General features: G+C 70.3%; 9 protein-coding genes and 1 pseudogene. 3 read left to right on the forward strand and 7 right to left on the reverse strand.

Annotated elements, in window-relative coordinates; genetic code table 11:
* Positions 1 to 26: 26 nt before the first annotated feature.
* The 5 genes and pseudogenes from JIX56_RS45635 to JIX56_RS45655 form a co-directional block, all read right to left on the reverse strand.
* Positions 27 to 1,082 carry an MDR family NADP-dependent oxidoreductase gene (locus JIX56_RS45635; protein WP_257550095.1) on the reverse strand — a complete coding sequence of 352 codons (1,056 nt, stop codon included), beginning with the start codon at positions 1,080 to 1,082 and terminating at the stop codon, positions 27 to 29.
* Positions 1,079 to 2,767: a phytoene desaturase family protein gene (locus JIX56_RS45640; RefSeq protein WP_257550096.1), complete on the reverse strand. Its 1,689-nt coding sequence runs from the start codon at positions 2,765 to 2,767 to the stop codon at positions 1,079 to 1,081. Before JIX56_RS45640 ends, JIX56_RS45635 begins: the two co-directional genes overlap by 4 nt.
* Entirely contained in the window at positions 2,757 to 12,266 is a 9,510-nt protein-coding gene (locus tag JIX56_RS45645; RefSeq protein ID WP_257550097.1) for a non-ribosomal peptide synthetase/type I polyketide synthase, read from the reverse strand. Before JIX56_RS45645 ends, JIX56_RS45640 begins: the two co-directional genes overlap by 11 nt.
* A 407-nt stretch (positions 12,267 to 12,673) precedes the next feature.
* On the reverse strand, positions 12,674 to 12,889 hold the full coding sequence (locus JIX56_RS45650; protein WP_257550098.1) for an aldehyde dehydrogenase family protein: 216 nt from the start codon (positions 12,887 to 12,889) through the stop codon (positions 12,674 to 12,676).
* A gap of 39 nt (positions 12,890 to 12,928) precedes the next feature.
* A pseudogene (locus JIX56_RS45655) lies at positions 12,929 to 13,117 on the reverse strand (copper amine oxidase); the annotation flags it as partial.
* Between the two features lie 104 nt (positions 13,118 to 13,221).
* Between JIX56_RS45655 and JIX56_RS45660 the strand changes: the two are divergent.
* Entirely contained in the window at positions 13,222 to 13,623 is a 402-nt protein-coding gene (locus tag JIX56_RS45660; RefSeq protein WP_257550100.1) for a hypothetical protein, read from the forward strand.
* A 198-nt stretch (positions 13,624 to 13,821) separates the two neighbouring features.
* Here the strand turns inward: JIX56_RS45660 and JIX56_RS45665 are convergent, their stop codons facing one another.
* A complete protein-coding gene (locus JIX56_RS45665; RefSeq protein ID WP_257550102.1) occupies positions 13,822 to 14,469 on the reverse strand; it encodes a hypothetical protein in 648 nt (215 codons plus the stop codon).
* A gap of 344 nt (positions 14,470 to 14,813) precedes the next feature.
* Between JIX56_RS45665 and hisC the strand changes: the two genes are divergently transcribed.
* Both hisC and JIX56_RS45675 read left to right on the forward strand, forming a co-directional pair.
* Positions 14,814 to 15,860 (forward strand): histidinol-phosphate transaminase, encoded by a 1,047-nt coding sequence (gene hisC, locus JIX56_RS45670; protein ID WP_257550104.1) that lies wholly within the window; start codon positions 14,814 to 14,816, stop codon positions 15,858 to 15,860.
* A 5-nt stretch (positions 15,861 to 15,865) separates the two neighbouring features.
* Positions 15,866 to 17,665, forward strand: a complete 1,800-nt coding sequence (locus JIX56_RS45675) for an aldehyde dehydrogenase family protein (RefSeq protein ID WP_257550106.1) — start codon at positions 15,866 to 15,868, stop codon at positions 17,663 to 17,665.
* 101 nt (positions 17,666 to 17,766) lie between these two features.
* On the opposite strand, the gene JIX56_RS45680 is transcribed toward JIX56_RS45675, so the two are convergent.
* Positions 17,767 to 18,267, reverse strand: a complete 501-nt coding sequence (locus JIX56_RS45680) for an Lrp/AsnC family transcriptional regulator (RefSeq protein ID WP_257550108.1) — start codon at positions 18,265 to 18,267, stop codon at positions 17,767 to 17,769.
* Positions 18,268 to 18,302 lie beyond the last annotated feature (35 nt).

Below are 18,302 nucleotides of genomic sequence, written 5' to 3' on the forward strand. Positions count from 1 at the left end.
CTGCCTTTCCGGAAGAGGCCGAAGGGTCACAGGCGCACCAGAAGCTTGCCGCGGTTGGCCGCCGAGTCCGTGTACAGGCTGCGGTACGCCTCGGGGATGGAGTCGAAACCGTGCCGGACGGTCTCGTGGTGGGCGATTTCACCGCGGCGGACCATCCCGCCCAGTTCGTCGTGCATCGCGTCGAGCGTCCGGTCGTCGTACCACTCCTCCGCGAAAATCCCGCGGACGGTCGTACGGGGGAACATGATGTAGGGCAGCAGCCGTGGCCCGACATGGTCGCCGGCGATCTGCGTCGCCCACTGCCAGCAGACGGCCACCTGGCTGCCGACGTTCAGCAGGGAGAACACCGCGTCGGTGATGGCCCCGCCCAGATTGTCGAAGTACTTGTCGATGCCCTGCGGTGCGGCTGTCCGCAGTGCCTCGCGCACCTTGTCGGGGTCGTCGCCGTGCCGGTAGTGGACGACGTCGTCGAAACCCAGCGCGGTCAGGTGCCGCGCCTTCTCCGGTGAGCTGGTCGTGCCGATCACCCGCGCGCCGTACCGCTTGGCCAGCTGACCGGCGAGTGATCCCACGGCGCCGGAGGCGCCGCTGATCACGAACGTGTCACCCGGCCTGACGGTGAAGAACTTGGTCAGCGTGCCCCACGCGGTCAGTCCCGGCGGTCCCATGACGCCGAGCGCCGTCGACAGGGGCAGTGCCTCGTCGTAGCGCCGCGGGTCCAGTCGCCGGAAGGCAGGGAAGGGGACGGGGAACTCGCCATGTTCCCAGCGCCATCCCGCGCCGGTGCCGATCACATGACTGCGCCAGCCGCCGTATCCCTGGACCAGATCGCCGACCGCGAAGGCCGCCCGCTCACCGGCCGAAACCACGCGCAGGATGCTGTGCGCGACCATGTGCTCGCCGATGGGCGTTTCAAGGGCGAGTCCCTGCAGGTACGGGTCGAGCGACACGTAGAGGGTCTCGAAGAGCATCTCGTCCTCCGCGAGCGAGACGTCCACCTCCTCCACCACCTTCTGGTAGATCCGGTCGACGTCGGGAACCCCCGGAACGTGCTCGCGTACGATCCACTTCTCGATCCTCATTCGCACTCCTTGGCTGTGACCGGGATGACGATCTGGGTGGGCGGCGGCTGGGTCCGGTCGATGTCCGCGGTGAACTCCACCCCGTCGTCCCGGCAGATGAACTGCATGACGTGCCGGCCCGCGGCAGCCGCCCTGATGAGACCGCCGATCGTGGCCCAGACTCCGGAGAGGTAGAAGTTCTTCAGTCCCGGCACCACTGGACCGTGCTTGTTCACCTCTTTCTCCACCGTCTCCGCGCCGTCCACGAACGGCAGCCATCCGGCGATCGATCCGTTGTGGTTGGCGGTGTAGCGGATCTGGGTGAGCGGGGTGCCGATGTCGCGCACCACGACCGCCTCGGCCAGCCCGGGGAAGCGCCGGTCGAGGAACTCCGTGACGGCTCGCTGGACCTGGCGCTTGGCGGCGTAGTACGCCGGACCGCGACGTACCGCCAGGGTGTGCAGCTCCTGCCCCTTGCGGGTACGACTGCGCTGTTCCGGTCCCCGGGTCAGCTCTCGCCAGGCGCCGGTGTCGGAGAAGTACGTGACGAAGACGACGCTGGTCCCACGTGGTGAGAGTTCCGGGTAGTGGGCGCTGCGGAACTGCACGTTCATGCTGGGTCTGCCCATGCCGACGAAGGGGGCCGCCTCCTCCTCACCGAGCAGGTACGTCGTACACGGATCGCCCTGCGGGAACGGCCGGTCCAGTCCCAGGAAGACGCTGACATAGCCGGGGTAGAGCATCCCCGGTTCGTCGATGGTCTCCGTGTAGAGGCGTTCGTAGGTCCTGTTGAGGTACTGGCCTCTCAGGAGCTTCATCATCGTGGTGTGGCCGTCACAGGCGGAGACCACGATGTCGGCCCGGAACTCCCGCCCGTCGCTCAGCCGCACGCCGACGCTACGGTCGTTCTCGACCAGTACCTCCTCGACCTTGGCGTTGTACGTGACCTGCCCGCCGAGCCGCACATAGCGTTCCTCGACCGACCTCGCCAGGCCGAGCGAGCCGCCTTCGGGCACACCGGCTGTCCCGTTGGCGTGCGACGCCAGCTGGAAGTAGAAGGGCAGCACGGGGAAGGCGGGATGGTACTCGTAGAGGATGTGGTTGAAGGCTTCGCGCAGCAGCGGGTCGGAGAACCTCGCGGCATAGTCCGTCATCAGGGTCGTCATCGACTTCCGGATGACGTTGACGTACGGCAGGAACGCGGCCAGCATGCGCCAGCGCTCGATGCGTCCCATCAGCCCCGCCGGCTTGAGGAAGGGGTAGGCCGCCATGCACGCCTTGAACTTCCGCAGACCGGCGCAGAATTCTCTGATCGGTTTCGCGTCGGCCGGCGAGAGAGCGAGGAGATGCCGCTCCAGGCGGTCCGGATCGGAATAGAAGTACACGGCTCGGCCGTCGCGGGCACGGACGACGTTGAAGACGTCGAAGTTACGCATCTGCTTGCCCTGCAACGCGCCGAGCTCCAGCCAGATCTGGTGCATCTCGTCACCGGGCCCGGAGCCGAGCAACCAGCTGACACACCAGTCGAAGGTGAAGTCGCCCTTGTCCCAGGCGGTGCAGCAGCCGCCCGGCAGCTCGTGCATCTCGAAGATCCGGGTCCGGTAGCCGTTCATCTGGGCGTAGCAGCCGGTGGACAGGCCACCGAGCCCCGCGCCGATGATGATCATCGTCTTTCGCCGGCTTCCCTGCGGGGTGTCACTCGCCATGTGTCTCACCTCCGTCGTCGAGGGTCCGGGTGAGGACCGCGCGGGTGAGACCGGCATTGTGCTCGAGGTGTCCCGGATCGAGCATGTCGGCGTGGGAGCCGGAGCCGCGCAGTACCGCGGTGGAGCCGCTGGAACTGCCGTGCCAGGAACCCTCCTCCCCGGCGGCGTAGAGCGCGGTCTTGCGTTCGTCGGAGATCACGGTGACGGCGGCGCGTACGGTGCCGAGGTTGGGTGTGCGGCCGCAGAAGCCGATGTAGTCCCTGGCCTGCTCGAGGGTTTCCTCGGCCAGGTCCTGTGAACCGGTGTGCTTGCGCAGGTGTTCGCGCAGCTCGCGTTCGAAGCTCCGCAGGTGCTCGTCGCTGGGGGTGAAGGCGGCGGGGGTGCGGTAGGAGTCGAGGATGACGACGTTGCGGACCTCGCGTCCGCGGTGTTCCAGCTCCTGGGCGACTTCGAAGGCCAGGTTGCCGCCGAGCGAGTAGCCGAGCAGCTCACAGGGGCCCTCCGGCTGGAGGGAGGCGATCAGGTCGGCGTAGCGGGCCGTCTTGTCGTCGCCGGGGAGGTAGTTGAATGCCACGAGCTCGTACTCCGGCAGCTGGTCCGCGAAGAGCCGGTAGACCAGCCCGTGGCCGCCGGCGGGCGGGAAGCAGAAGACGACCGGCCCGGTGCCGCCGTTGAACCGCAGCCAGGGCTGCGCGCCGGGGAGCCGGCCGGTGATGATGTGTTCCACCGTCCTGGCCATGCCGTGCAGCGTGGTCACCTTGAACAGATGACTGACCGGGATGGTGACGTTGAACTCGTTCTGCAATGCGTGGATCAGCTCGATCAGTTTGACGGAGCTGCCGCCGGCCTCGAAGAAGTCGTGCTGGAGCCCGACCTCCGTCGGTCCGAGAACTGCCTTCCAGTGGTGGGCCATCCGTGTCTCGTAGAGGGTGACGGGTGGTTCGTGGAGTGTGTCGTCGACGGTCCGGCGGGGCGCGGGCAGCGCCGCGACATCGACTTTTCCGCTGGGGGTGAGGGACAGCTCGGGCAGTTCGGTGAAGGAGGAGGGGATCAGCTGGGTCGGCAGGTGCTCGGCGAGGTGGCGACGGAGCTGTCGCCAGTCCAGTTCCGCACCGGGGGCTGCCACACCGTACGCGCACAGGGTGCTCTCGCCGCGCTCGTCGGGCCGGACGCTGACGACCGCCTGGGCCAGTGCCGGCCAGCGCGCGAGATGGGATTCGATCTCACTCAGCTCCACGCGGTGGCCGTTCACCTTCGCCTGCGAGTCGGCGCGGCCGAGCAGGTGTACGCACCCGTCGCTGTCCCAGCGTGCGAGATCGCCGGTGCGGTAGAGGCGGACGGGCCGCGCACCGGGCCCACGGCCGAGGGTGCGGGTGATGAAGCGGTGCTCGGTCTGCTCGGGGTCCCCGAGGTATCCGATGGCGACGCCCCCGCCGCCGATCCACAGCTCGCCCGTGACGCCGGGCGGCACGGGTTCGCCGTGTTCGTCGACGATGTAGAGCTGGGTGCCGGGGAACGGCCGTCCGATCGGCACCGTGCGGCTTGGTTCCAGGCCGCGAGTGGGTCCCTCGAAGTAGGTGCTGTCGATGGTCGCCTCGGTCAGGCCGTAGGAGTTGACCAGACGGGTGTCCGGGGCGCACAGGGCCCGCAGCCGTTCGTACTCCTCGACCTTCCAGGTGTCGGAACCGACGACCAGCAGACGCATGAAGTCCAGACGGCTGCCGTCGTGCTCGCAGTGGGCCAGCAGACCCCGGACGACCGAGGGTACGAATTCGCCGCAGTCGACGCGCTCCTGACGCATGACGGCGTACAGCCGGGCGGTGTTGAACAGCAGCTCGCGTCCGACGAGCACCAGGGTGCCGCCGGAGCACAGGGCACGCACCAGGTCCCCGGTGAAGACGTCGAAGGACGGACTGGCCATCTGCAGGTGGACGGCGACATCCTGGTCGAGGCGGTACTCCGTGCGCCAGCCTTCGTAGGCCGAGGCGAGGTTGCGGTGGCTCACCAGCACGGCCTTGGGGCGGCCGGTGGAGCCGGAGGTGTGGATGACGTAGGCGGCACCGTCCATGTCGACGTCGGGGTCGTCCATGCCGTCGTCCATGCTGTCGTCCGGGCCGTCGTCCGGTCCGGGCACGTCGGGTGAAGGACCGGCGGCGAGGTCGTCGAGGGTGACCACCCGGGACGGGAGGTGTGCGAACCGTTCGGATGCGGTCGCGTCGACCACGGTCAGTGCGGCAGCGGTGTGCGTGACCATGGTGGCCAGCCTGTCTCCCGGGTCGCGGGGGTCCAGCGGCAGGTACGCGGCGCCGGCCCTGAGCACTGCCAGCAGGGTGACGATCAGCTCGGGTGACTTGTCCAGGCAGACGGCCACCACCGTTCCCTCACCGACGCCGAGTTCGCGCAGCCGCCGGGCGCGGGCGCGGCTGTGCAGGTCCAGCTCGCCGTAGGTCAGGCGGTGGGCCGCACCGTCCTCCGTGGGAGCGGAGACGGCGACGGCACCTGGCCGTTCGGCGGCGACACGGCTGATGAGCCGGTGCACCGGCACGCCGGACCCGGTGGTCCGCTGTGCCGCTCCGCTCCAGTCGGTGGTGAGGCGTTCGCGCTCCCGGGCCCCGAGCATCTCCAGTCGGCCCGCGGGCAGCGCGGGGTCGGCGCGGGTCAACGCGTCGAGCAGGTTGACGTAGTGGGAGGACATCCGCCGCATCGTCTCGGCGAGGAACAGGTCGGTGTTGTACTTGAAGACGCAGTGGAAGCGCTGGTCGGCTTCGTCCTCGTACACGGACAGCGTGACATCGAACTGGCCTTCCTCCTCCGGCAGTTCGATGTAGTCGAGACGGTAGCCGTACTTCTCGGTGGCTACCTTGTGGGTGAGCAGGATGAACATCGCCTGGAAGACGGCGGACCGGCTCGGGTCGTGCCTGAGGCCCAGTTCCTCGACCAGGAGCACGAACGGATACTCCTGGTGGTCCAGCCCGCCGAGGACGACATCGCGGACACGGGTGAGGAGCTGCGCGACGGTCGGCGAGCCGGCCAGGTCGAGGTGGAGCGGCAGCGGGTTGACGAAGTAGCCGTAGACCTTGGCGAAGTCCTCCTGGGTACGGCCTGTGACCGGACTGCCGACGATGATGTCGTCCTGTCCGGAGTAGTGGTGGAGCATCAGGTAGTAGGCGCTGATGAGCACCATGAAGACGGTGACGTCGTGTTCCCGGGCCAGGGCGTGGACGCGGGCGCTGAGGTCGGCGTCGAGGACGAAGAACTCCGAGGCTCCGTTGTGGGTCTGGACGGCCGGACGCGGCTTGTCGGTCGGCAGGCCGAGGGCGGGGACGTCGACCGGCAGGTGTGTCTTCCAGTAGTCGAGCATCCGCCGGGCGTCAGGGCCGGCGAGGAACTGGTTCTGCCAGTTGAGGAAGTCGATGTAGCGGGTGGTGACGGGCGGCAGTTCCGGTGTCCGGCCCTGTCGCAGGGACTCGTGGACCGCGAGGAGTTCCTCGATGAAGGTGAAGGTGGAGATGGCGTCGGAGATGATGTGGTGGACGGCCTTCATCAGCACCCAGTGGTCCGGGCCGCGTTTGAACAGGCGCAGGCGGACGAGTGGGTCGTGTTCGAGGTCGTAGGGCTTGCGGTACTGGTCGACGATCAGGGAATGGATGTCGTCCCACTGCCATCCCTGGACGTCGAAGAGTGCGACGTCCTGCCGCAAGGCGGCGTCTTCGGCGGGAGCGACCTTCTGTACGGGTTGACCCTGGACGTGGGTGAAGTTGGCGCGGAGGCTGGGATGGCGCTCGATCAGCGTGCGGAACGCCGCGAACATCAGCTCGGGGTCGAGTTCCGTCCGCACCTCGACCGCCCCGCCGATGTTGTAGGCGAAACCGTCGGGATTGAGCTGCTTGAGGAACCACAGCGCCTTCTGGTTCTGGGTCAGGGGATGCTGCCGCTCGTCGTGGAAGAGCTCGACGGCACTGGTGCCCACGGCCTCGTCCGCGTCCGCCGAGGCCCGCTCGGCGAGGTCGTCGTACAGGAGACTGATCAGGTCGCCGCCGGGTGCGCCGCTGCCGAGCAGGGCTACGACCGGCAGAGTGACGCCCAGGTCGGCCTGGACCCGTGAGCGCAGCTCCATCGCCAGGAGGGAGTCGAGGCCGAGAGCGCCCAGGCCGGCGGTGAGGTCGACTTGTTCGGGTCGCATCCGCAGCACACCGGCGGCCACGTGGGTGAAGCGGTCGGTCAGCAGGGCCCGGCGGGTGTCCGGGTCGGCGGCGCGGAAGGCGGCTTCGAAGGACTCCAGGGCGCCGTCGTCCCCGGCGGCCGGGCAGTCCGCCCTTCCGACCGCCGCCAGGTCGGTGACCAGCAGCGGTGGTGTCTGGTACCAGGCCAGGAAGACGGGCCAGTCGACGACGGTCGCGACGAGCAGTTGGGCACGGTCCTGGCCGATGACGCGTTCGAGGACGGCCATGCCCGCTTCGGGCGAGAGCGAACTCATGCCTCGCCGGGCGCGGTAGTGCTCGATCAGTCCGAGTTCCTCGATCATGCCTGTGGCCCAAGGGCCCCAGTCGATGCTGAGGGCGGGCAGGCCGAGGGCGCGACGGTGGTGGGCGAGCGCGTCGAGGAAGGCGTTGCCCGCGGCGTAGTTGGCCTGGCCCGCGGTGGTCAGCAACGAGGCGATCGACGAGAAGAGGACGAAGTGGTCGAGCGGCTCGTCCGCCAGATGACGGTGGAGGAGGTACGCGCCGAGGACCTTCGGGGTGTACACGGCGTCGAAGGTGGCCCGGTCCATCTCCGGCAGGAGGGTGTCGCGGACCTGGCCGGCGAGGTGGAACACGCCGCGGATGGGCGGTGACTGGCGTCGCCGGTAGTCGGCGAGCCATGTGGTGAGGGCGGCCTCGTCGCCGATGTCGAGCGGGGCGAGGACCGGCTGCGCGCCGAGTGCCTCCAGTTCCTTGAGGAAGCGGATACGGTCGGCGGTGGCGGAGTCCGGGGGGACGCCGTGCCACTGCTCGCGGTCGGGCAGTACGGTGCGGCCGACGAGGATCAGGCGCCGGGCGCCGCGGGCGACGAGCCGGCGGCACAGGAGCCGGCCGAGCGCGCCGAACGCACCGGTCACCAGGTACGCGCCGTCGGCCCGGAGCCGCAGCGGCAGCGGGCGGGACAGGCCGGTGGCCGGTGCGAGACGGCTGGAGAGGCGTCGGCCGTCGCGCAGCGCGATCTCCTGCTCCCCGTCGGCCTCGGTCACCTCCCGCAGGATGGCGCGGGCGTCCGCGGCCCGGGCCGCGGTGTCGTCACCGGAAACGGGATCGAGGTCGATGAGCGTGCCGCGGTGGTCGGGGAGTTCCTGCTGCCCCAGGACGCGGCCGATGCCCCAGGCCGTCGCGGTGAGCGGCTCCGCCGGATCTCCGGGGACGACGGCCTGAGCGCCACGGGTGACGATGTGCAGTCTGCTGTCCGGCTGGTGGACAGGCAGCGTGCGGGCGAGCGCGATCAGCGAGTAGCCGGCGAGGTCGGCGTGGTCACGGAGGTCGGCCGCCGTGTCGGTCGCGTCGATCGGCGGGAGGTCGAGGCTCCAGAGGTGGACGACGTGGTCGTAGGATGCCGGGCCGTCCGTGCGCAACTCGGCGAAGAGGCGCTCCAGGTCGGCGGCCGAGCCGGGGGTGATCGCCGACTCGTGCCGCCCGGGATCCAGACGGTAGGCCGCGCCGGGCCGCACCAGATGACAACGGCCGCCGAGGGCGGTGACCCGTGCCGCCAGCTCGTCGGCGACGCCCTGACCGTCGGCGAAGACGAGCCAGCCCTCGGCCGAGGAGCCGGATGCGTCCGCGGGATCCGGCTCGTGCGGAGTCTCGACCCAGGTGATGTCGGCCAGCCAGGAATCAACGGTGTTCAGGCTCACCGAGGTGGATGCCGCCTCGACATCGGCGGCGCGGAAGCCACGGACGCGTCCGAGCGGACTGCCGTCGTCCGCGTGGACGGCGATGTCACCGACCAGGTCACCGTCCGCGCCCGCGGTGAGCACGGCGTGTGCCCACAGCGGCTGATCCCCGACCGTGTCGAGGCGTACCTCGTCGATCGAGAGGGGCAGCCGCACACCGGTGCAGTCGACGGTCCCGGGGGCCTGCGTCCGCAGGAGCTGCGGCGTCAGCAGCGCTTGGAAGCAGGCGTCGAGCAGTACGGGATGCATGTGGTGGCGGCCGGCGTCGTCGCCGATCGGCGCGGGCGGCCGAATGCGGGCGAGTGCCTCGCCGGGACCGATCCACACCTCCTCGATGGCTTGGAACGCCGGCCCGTAGTGGTACCCGAGGGCGGCGAGTGCCGCGTAACACGCCGCTCCGTCCAGGTGACGGACGCTGTCGGTACGGAGGGAGTCGACGTCGAGCCGGGAGGTGCCTCCGCGGTTTCCGCGTTGGGCGGCATGCACGGCACCGCGGGCGTGCACGGCCCGTTCCCCGGTGTCGCCCCGGGGGACGGTGGCGATGGTGAACGAGGCGTCCTCGGCGCTGAAGGACGTCTGTACGGTCGTTGTCCCGTCGTCGGCGCCGGGCCCGGTGGGCAGGAACAGTGCCTTGCGCAACTCGATGTCCGCGAGGGTGGCGTCACCGCCGGTCAGGGACCGAACGGCCTGTGTGGCCATTTCCACATAGCCGGCTGCCGGGAAGACAGCGCTGCCCTGAATGCGGTGGTCGCCCAAGTAGGGCAGGGATTCGACGTCGAGCTTGGCTTCCCAGGTCGGTTCGACGGTGTCCAGACGGCGGCCCAGCAACGGGTGGTCCAGCCGGCCGAGGCGGACCCGCTCGACCGGTGCGGGCTCCGTCCAGTACCGGTCCCGTTTCCAGGGATAGCGGGGGAGGGGCACAGGCCGGCCGGTGGGATGGAGAACGCTCCAGTCGATGGCGGTACCGAGATTGTGCAGGGCCGCCAGGGAGAGGGTGAAACGCTCGCGCTCGTCCTCCTGGCGTCGGATCGAGGGCAGGGCCCGCCCCTCCCGCGCCCGGGCGGCGAGGCATTCGCTGATCGAGTGAGCGAGGACCGGATGCGGTCCGATTTCCAGGAAGACGCTGTGGCCGTCCTCGGCGAGACGGCCGACCGCGTCGTCGAACCGGACGCTGTCGCGGACGTTGCGCCACCAGTACGCGGCGTCCAGCTTCGAGCCTTCGGCATACCGGCCCGCCTCGTCGCCTGCCGTCGGGCACAGTGGGACCAGGGTCGGCCGGGGCTTGAGCCCGGCGAGCGACGAGAGCAGTTCCTCCTTGATGACGTCCATGCGGGCGCTGTGGTACGGCACCCGTACGGTGAGGAACTTGGCGAAGACGCCCTCGTCCCGGAGTTCGTCGGCGATCTCTCCGAGGGCCTGCTCGTCTCCGGCGAGGGTGAGCGCGGCGGGACTGTTCACGGCGGCCACCGACACACGGTCGGCGTACGGCCGTACCCGCCGCAGGGCCTCTGTCTCCGTCAGGCTCACCGCCAGCATGGTGCCGGTACCCACCAGCTTCTGCTGGAGACGGCTGCGGTGGACCGCGATCGCGGCTGCCTCCCGCAGGGTGTAGACGCCGGCCTCGTAGAAGGCCGCGATCTCCCCGGTGCTGTGCCCGACGATGGCGTCCGGCTGTACGCCGTGGCTGCGCCACAGTGCCGCGAGGCCCACCTGCACGGCGAAGTTGGCGGGCTGGGCCAGCCAGGTCTCGCTCATCCGGGAGGCGGCCTCGCCGGTGGAAAGCTCCTCCACCAGCGACCAGTCGGTGAACTCGCGGATCGCGAGGTCGCACTCCTCGACCGCCTCGCGGTAGACCGGCTCGGACTCGAACAGCTGCCGTCCCATGCCCCACCACTGCGGGCCCATACCGGTGAAGACCCAGACCAGTCGCCGGTCCGTCTCCTGCCGTTGATGGTCCAGGAGGACATGGGGGTGGGTTTCGCCCCGCAGATGGGCGTCGAGGGCTTCCTTGAGGGAGTCGGGCGAGTCGTAGACGACCGACAGCCGCGACGCGAGGTGCTGACGGCGGCGGGCCAGGGTGTAGGCCAGGTCGGGCAGGGCCGGAGCCGGACCGTGTGCCCCCGCGAGCTCGTCCCGGATGTTCCCGGCGACCTCGGTGAGGAGACCGGGGTCACGTGCGGTGAGCGGCAGGATCGTAGGGCCGGAGCGCGCAGGGCGTTGCCTCGGCAGGACAGGTGACTCCCGTGCCGGTGCGGCTTCGAGCAGCACATGCGCGTTCGTGCCGCCGAAGCCGAAGGAGTTGACGCCTGCGCGCGCCGGGCCGTCGTGATCGGGCCAGGCGGTGGCGCGGGCAGGGATCTCGTACGGCAGCGACGCCAGGTCGATCGCCGGGTTGAGCTCGTCGAGGTTGATGTGCGGCGGGACGGTGCGGTGTTCCAGGCACAGCGCGGTCTTGATCAGCCCGGCGATGCCGGCGGCGGATTCGCAGTGGCCGATGTTGGTCTTGACCGACCCCACGTAGCACTGGGCGCCGGGTGTGCGACCGATGGACAGCGCGCGGCCGAGCGCACCCGCTTCGATGGGGTCGCCCACCGGGGTGGAGGTGCCGTGGGCCTCGACGTACTGGAGACTGCCAGGGGTGATGCCGGCTTCGGCGCAGACCCGCTTGATGAGGGCGACCTGCGCCTCGGCGCTGGGGACGGTGATGCCGTCGGTACGACCGTCCTGGTTGACGCCGCTGCCGATGATCACGGCGTGCACGGGGTCGCCGTCGCGCAGGGCGTCGTCCAGGCGCTTGAGAACGACCACGCCGACGCCCTCCGCGCGGACGTAGCCGTTGGCCGAGGCATCGAAGGTGCGAGACCGGCCGTCGGGCGAGAGGAAGCCGCCCTTGGTCTCGGCGATGGTGTACTGGGGGGCACTGTGCAGCAGCACCCCGCCGGCCAGCGCCAGCCTGCTCTCACCGCGGCTCAGGCTCTGGCACGCCAGGTGCACGGCCACCAGGGAGGAACTGCACGCGGTGTCGAGGGAGACGCTGGGGCCGCGGAAGTCGAAGCAGTACGAGATGCGGTTCGACACCATCGTCATCATCGTGCCGGTGGCGGTGTGGGTGGTGAGCGTCTCGAAACCGAGATCGGCGAACTGGAGGATCTTGTAGTCGAGGGTGAACGCGCCGACGAAGACCCCGACGTCCTGGCCCGCCAGCTCCACGGGTCTCTGCCCGCCGTCCTCCAGCGCCTCCCAGGCCACCTCCAGGAGTTTGCGCTGCTGCGGGTCCATGTGCGCGGCTTCACGCGGGCTGATGCCGAAGAAGGCCGGGTCGAATTCGTCGAAACCGTCGATGTATCCGCCGCGCCCGCCGACCAGCCGGCCGGGCTTGGCCTTGTCCCGGCTGGCGAGTGTGGTGACGTCCCACCGGTCGGACGGTGTCGGGACGATGCAGTCCTTGCCGTGTAAGAGATTTCGCCAGAAGGCCCGGTAGTCGGACGCTCCGCCGGGCAGCCGACACCCTATTCCGATGATGGCGATTTTCTCGCACGGGGAGGAGCTTTGTGACGCGGCATTGTGTGATTTCGGCATGGGTGATTCCTTGGAGGATGTCGAGTACCAGGATGTCGAGTACCAGGAAGTCGTCGTCAATTGAGAAAACGGGCGGACGCCGCGCAACAACGTCAGATCTGGGCGTGGCCGGGGCACTCTTTGTGAACGGCGCTGACCTGGTCCGATACGACGAGTGTGTGCTGGTGGCGCAGGCGCGCACTGGCATGAGTTCGTCCGATTCGGATTTCCGTGCGAGAACAGTACTGTCGCGGTCGCAATGGCGAAAAGGAAGGCCGGGCGGGGAGGGCCGCATGCGACTCGATGGACATCGTAATCGGGTGGGGTGGCCTCCATTCTGTTGACGTAGTTTCTGGTCGAAGAATTCCCTCTGTGGTGACGGGTAATCACTCGCGAAGTAAGTAGGAAAGTGAAATGATCGAAGGAACCTAAAAGTGTCGGCGCGTCCGGGAGCGCTGCCGCCCGGCCGTCTTGGCCCACGGTCCCTCGTCGAAGGCGCGGCGGGCGGCGGCGAGGGCCCGGTTCACGTCCTCGGCGGTGCCCCGGGCCACATCGGTGATCTTCTCGCCGGTGGCCGGGTCGTGGGTGGCGAAGACGGCGCTCGTGGCCGCCTCCCCCCACTCCCCGTCGATGAGCAGCTTCATGGGGCAAGGGGGCCGTAGAACAGGTCAGGTGTGGCCAGGTCAGGTCAGGTCACAGGACTGGTCGACGAAGTCGCCGGCCGGGTAGCGCTCGTCCGGGTCGTACGCCGTCACCCACAGGTGCTTGGTGGCGAAGGCGGCGCGGTCACGGATGGCGGAGGCGGCGTCGGCGAGCAGGACCGGCCGGCCCTCGGGGTGCAGGGCGTAACCCACGGGACGCCCAAGGCGGTTGACCTTCTCCGGCCCTCACCTGGTTCACCGCACCAGGAACAGATGCCCCCTACGGGATTCCCATCACGGCGCTCGGCCCGCCGGACGCGGGCAGGCGGATACCGATGCGAGACTTCACCGGCCCCATCCCCGCCGTCCGCCGGCCCGCCCCGTGGTTCGACGCCACGTCCAGCCGGCCCTGCTCTGGACGCCCCACGACCGGCGGGAGAACTGGCTACGGGCCGGCCAGGCCCTGGCAGTACGTCCTCCTCACGGCGACCGCCCACGGGCTGCGCACGTCACTCCTGCACCAGGCCATGGAATGGCCCGATCTGCGGGCTGCGATGGCCCTTCCGCGCCACAAGCGGTGCCATCCGCACGTGCTGATCCGATTCGGCTACGGCCCGGACGGCCACCGTACGCCGCGCGCGTCCGCGAACCCCGCCGCCGGTGCCGTCACGGAGCCGGAGCCGGAGCCGGAGCCGGAGCCGAGGATCTCCCGCAGGGGCGCCGGGCGGACGGGCTGACTCCGCGCCATCGCGCTTGCGCCCTGTCCCGGTGGCAGGCGGTCAACGCCGACGGCCGCACCCACTACCTGCCCGCCGGCGCCCGGGAGACATAGTGCTGCTGTTCACCGACGGCCTGGTCGAGATTGGATCACCCGGGACGCAGTGATCGAGGATTGCCGGACGTGGCGGGGGCTGCGGTCTCGACGTAGGTGTCGGTCACGGATGGTCGCTGCCCCATGGCATCGGCGTGGCGGGTGGGGAGGTGGTGGGCCCTCCGTCCGCGTCGCACCGTTCCGGATCCGACGGCGGTAGCAGTCTGTACGCGCCGATCCGGTCGGTTCTGAACTCCACGTCCGCGGTCCCGGTGGAGGCCGAGCGGCCGACGTCCTCGGGCAGCTCGGTCTCGGCCAGGCGCGCACCCGAGTACGCCGCCATGAGGACGCCGATGCAGGCGCCGCGTTTCCCGGCGGAAAGGCCGGGAGGGAAGCCGATGGCCCGCTCCTCGGTCCCGTCGGTGGCCAGCCGGTAGCTCAGCACGGACGTCATCTCCGTCCCCGCTGTCCTGGCGGTGAGCTCCCAGAACTCGACGTGCACGGTGACCGGTTCGCACAGTGGTCCGCCGTCGTCCCTGTCGCGCGGGCGGATCAGGACGGCGGGGTCCTTGTCCGCCGCGTTCACCTCGGCCGCGGCCTCGGGGAACGACACGGTGGGGCGTAGCCACTCGGCCCGGTCCTTCGCCGACCAGCCGCCGTTCTCGCGGCAGCCACCGGCGCCGTCGGCGGTTCCCGAGCAGCCGGCCGCCAGCAGGGCGAGAGCCGCCGCCAGTGACGTCAACGACCCGTGGGCGAGTCGGCTCCTGGACATGGTCTCCCTCGATCGGAGCGGGCGGGGCGCGGGCACCTCGCGGAGTGGGCGGGGAGCAGTCTTCGCGGCCCGTTCCCACGGCCGGGGCACTGGAAAGGGCCATGTGGCCGATCTGTGATCCGTGGGCGTTGCCCGGTGTCCGGTGGTGTCCGTGCAGTCCGTCTCGTGGCGGGGGCCCGAAGCGAGGGGGCAAGAGACGGCTTGCCGTGTGGAAGGCCGGATTGCGGCGATCCGTCGCCGAATTTCCCAAACGGTTGAGCCCTTGTCGTCGATTCTTCACGCTTTGCCTGTCAAGTGCCCGGAGGAACGGCCCCGGGCCCCACCGCTTCAGAAGCGAGTCGAGCATGGTGCGTGTCCGTTCGTCCTTGGCGCAGTTGCCCGCCTACGTCCCGGGCCGCAAGCTGCCCGGTGCGGTCGTGCTGGCCAGCAACGAATCCCCTTACGGGCTGCTGCCCGGGGTTGCCGAAACGCTCACGGAGCTGGCCGGTGGCGTGTCGCGGTACCCCGACATGAGCGCCACCTCGCTCGTCCAGGTCATAGCCCGGCACCACGGTGTCGAGCCCGAGCGGATCGCGGTGGGCGCGGGCTCCTCCGAGGTCTGCGGACAACTGCTGCACTCGGTGGTCGGCCCCGGCGACGAGGTCGTCTTCGGCTGGCGGTCCTTCGAGGCGTACCCGATCCTCACGGCGGTGGCCGGCGGTACGGCGGTGAAGGTCCCGCTGCGTGACCACACGCTGGACCTCGACGCCATGGCCGCGGCGATCACCGACCGGACCCGGCTGGTCTTCGTCTGCAACCCCAACAACCCCACCTCCACCGCGGTCGGCGAGCGGGCGTTGCGCGATTTCACGGACCGCGTTCCGGGGAATGTGCTGATCGTCGTCGACGAGGCATACCGGGAGTACGCCGATCCGGTGCTGGTCCCCGACGCCCTCGGCCTGCTCGGCGACCGGCCGAACGTGGTGGTGCTGCGGACCTTCTCCAAGGCGTACGGCCTGGCGGGACTGCGCGTCGGCTACTGCGTGGCGCCGCGGGAGATCGCCGCCCATGTGCGCAAGACCCAGGTGCCGTTCAGCGTCAGCGCCCTTGCCCAGGAGGCGGCCGTCGTCGCCCTCGGGGAACGCGCGGAAGTCGCCCGACGTGCGGCGCTCACGGTCACCGAACGGGAGCGCGTCACCCTGCGGTTGCGCGCGCTCGGCTTCGAAGTCCCGGACTCCCAGGCCAACTTCGTGTGGCTGCCGCTGGCGGACGACAGCGCGGACCTCGCCGTGCACTGCCTCGACGGGAAAGTCGTGGTCCGCCCGTTCCTCGGCGAAGGCGTGCGGGTGACGATCGGACTGCCGGAGGAGAACGACGCCCTGCTCGCGCTCGCGGCGAGCTGGAGAGGCTGAAGGCCATGCGCCCCAGTCCCTATGAGCGGCATCGCGAGCTGCTCCAGGAAGTCGTACGGGCCCTCGCGGCCGGTGAATGCCGCCGGCCCTTCACCGAGGCGACCGGACAGGATGCCGCCGACGCGGGCATGCGATCGACCCGAACGGCGGGCAAGGTCTTCGGTTCCCTGCTGGGACGGCCCTTCGACCTCGACCAACCCGGAGAACTCGGCCGGGTGGCCACCGAGTCCTCCCCGTACGGCATAGGCACGCAAGGCATGGGCACGCAAGGCATGGGCATCGGCTACCCGCGCTGCGACCCCGCGGCGCTGGTGGCGGCGGCCGGGCGGGCGACGGCCGGATGGCGTGCCGCCGGGCTGTACCAACGCGCCGGGCTGGCCGTGGAGATACTGCGCCGGCTGAACACCCGCAGCCATGAGCTGGCCCTCGCCGTGCAGCACACCACCGGCCAGCCTCCGGAGGCGGCGTTCCGGGCCGCCGGGCCGCGCGCTCAGGACCGCGCGCTGGAGGCCGTGGCCCATGCCTTTGCCGAGTCGGCGCGCGTCCCTGCGGACCTGCGCTGGGAGAGCGCCTCACCGAGGGGGCTGTCGTCGGCGATGCGGGGCACGTGCACCCTGGTGCCGCGCGGGGTGTCGCTGCTCATCGGCTGCCCCGACTATCCGCTCTGGAACGGCTGTCCGGGCCTGTTCGCCAGCCTGGTGACCGGAAATCCCGTGATCGTGGCCCCGCATCCGCGCTCCGTGCTGCCGCTGGCGATCACCGTGCGTGTCGCGCGGCAGGTGCTGGCGGAGGCCGGTCACACCCCGGACATCGTGTCCCTGGCCGTGGCGGAGCCGGGGGAGCGACTGCGACTGCATCAGAGGCTGGCCACCGACCCGGCGGTGCGCATCGTCGACTTCACCGGCTCGGCGCGGTTCGCCGACTGGCTGGAGCAACACGCGCGCCAGGCCACCGTGTTCGCCGAGCGCACCGGTCTGAACACCGTGGTCGTCGACTCCACCGAGGACTACCGGGGTCTGATGCGCGGCCTCGCCCACTCCCTGTGCCTGTGCAGCGGCACGGTCCGCACGACGCCGCAGAACATCCTGGTGCCGACGACGGGCATCGCGACCGACGAGGGACGCAAGAGCCTCAGGGACTTCGGCGCCGACCTCGGCGAGGCCGTGGACCGGTTGCTCGGGCATCCGGCACGGGTGGCGCGGCTGCTGGGCGCGATCGCCAGTGAGGAGGCGCGGGCGGGACTGGCGCAGGCCGCGCGGTACGGCGCGGTGCTGCACCCGTCCCGGCCCCTGAGCCATCCGGACCGTCCCGGCGCCGATCTGCGCAGCCCGCTGCTCGTGCGGCTGGGGGCACGGGACGGGCGGATCTACGCCCGGGAGTGGCCGGGGCCGGTCTCGTTCCTGGTGGGCACCGACTCGACCTCGCACAGTCTGGCGCTGTTCCGTGGCACCGTGGGCCGCCGCGGCGCGCTGTATGCCGCGGTGCACTCGACCGACCCGCTGGTGCTGGCGGTCGCTGAGACGGCTGCCCTGGACGCCGGGGTGCATCTCGTGCAGAACCTCGCGGGCGACTTCCCCGCCGACCCCTCTTCGGCCGGCGCGGACCTGCCCGCCACGGGCGCCCACTTCGTCACGGGGCGGTTCCGTGTGGTGCGGTCCCGGCGGCATGCGGTCACGGCTGCCCCGGCTCCGGCTGCGGGGCAGGCCCCGGTCCCGGTTGCGATCCCTGCCCTGGCCCCGATGGCGGAGCCGGCTCGCGTTACGGTGCCGGACGCCGGCTCCTCCATCGAACTGCTCGACGTCTGAGCGGGCCCGGCGGCCGTGCCCGAGCCGCGTGGCTGTGCCCGAGCCGCGTCGCCGAGCCGGAGGCCGGGGCCGAACTGCTTCCCCGGGCTCCGGCCGGCCGGTCAGGCGGTCCAGTCGGCGCCGCGTCCCCGCACCTCGTCGAAGACCAGCCAGGTGCGGGTCGCGCGCACGCCTGGCACCGCCTGGATGCTCTCCAGCACGAGGCGGCGCAGCGCCAGGTTGTCCGGTGCGCGGACCAGCACCAGGACGTCGAAGTCGCCGGTGACGAGGACGACATGCTCGACGTACGGCATGTCGCGCAGCTCGCGCGAGATGTCACGCCAGGCGTTCTGCTCGATGGTCAACGTCACGTACGCGCTCGTGCCCAGGCCCGCCCGCTGCGGGTTGAGCTGCGCGGTGAAGCCCGTGATGACCTCCTCCGCCACCAGCCTGCCGATGCGCGTGTACGCGTTGGCGCGTGAGATGTGCACGTCCTCCGCGAGTGCCCGGACCGACACCCGGCCGTCCCTGAGCAGCCGGGCCAGGATCTGCCGGTCGATGTCGTCGAGCGGAACGGCAGTTCGTCCGGGTACCGACCCCGGCGGTGAGGTTTCCTCGGACACATTGCCCTCCCGGTGCGCTCAGATTGGCAGTTCAT

Origin of the sequence: Streptomyces sp. CA-210063 (assembly GCF_024612015.1) — a bacterium.
Lineage (GTDB): Bacteria > Actinomycetota > Actinomycetes > Streptomycetales > Streptomycetaceae > Streptomyces.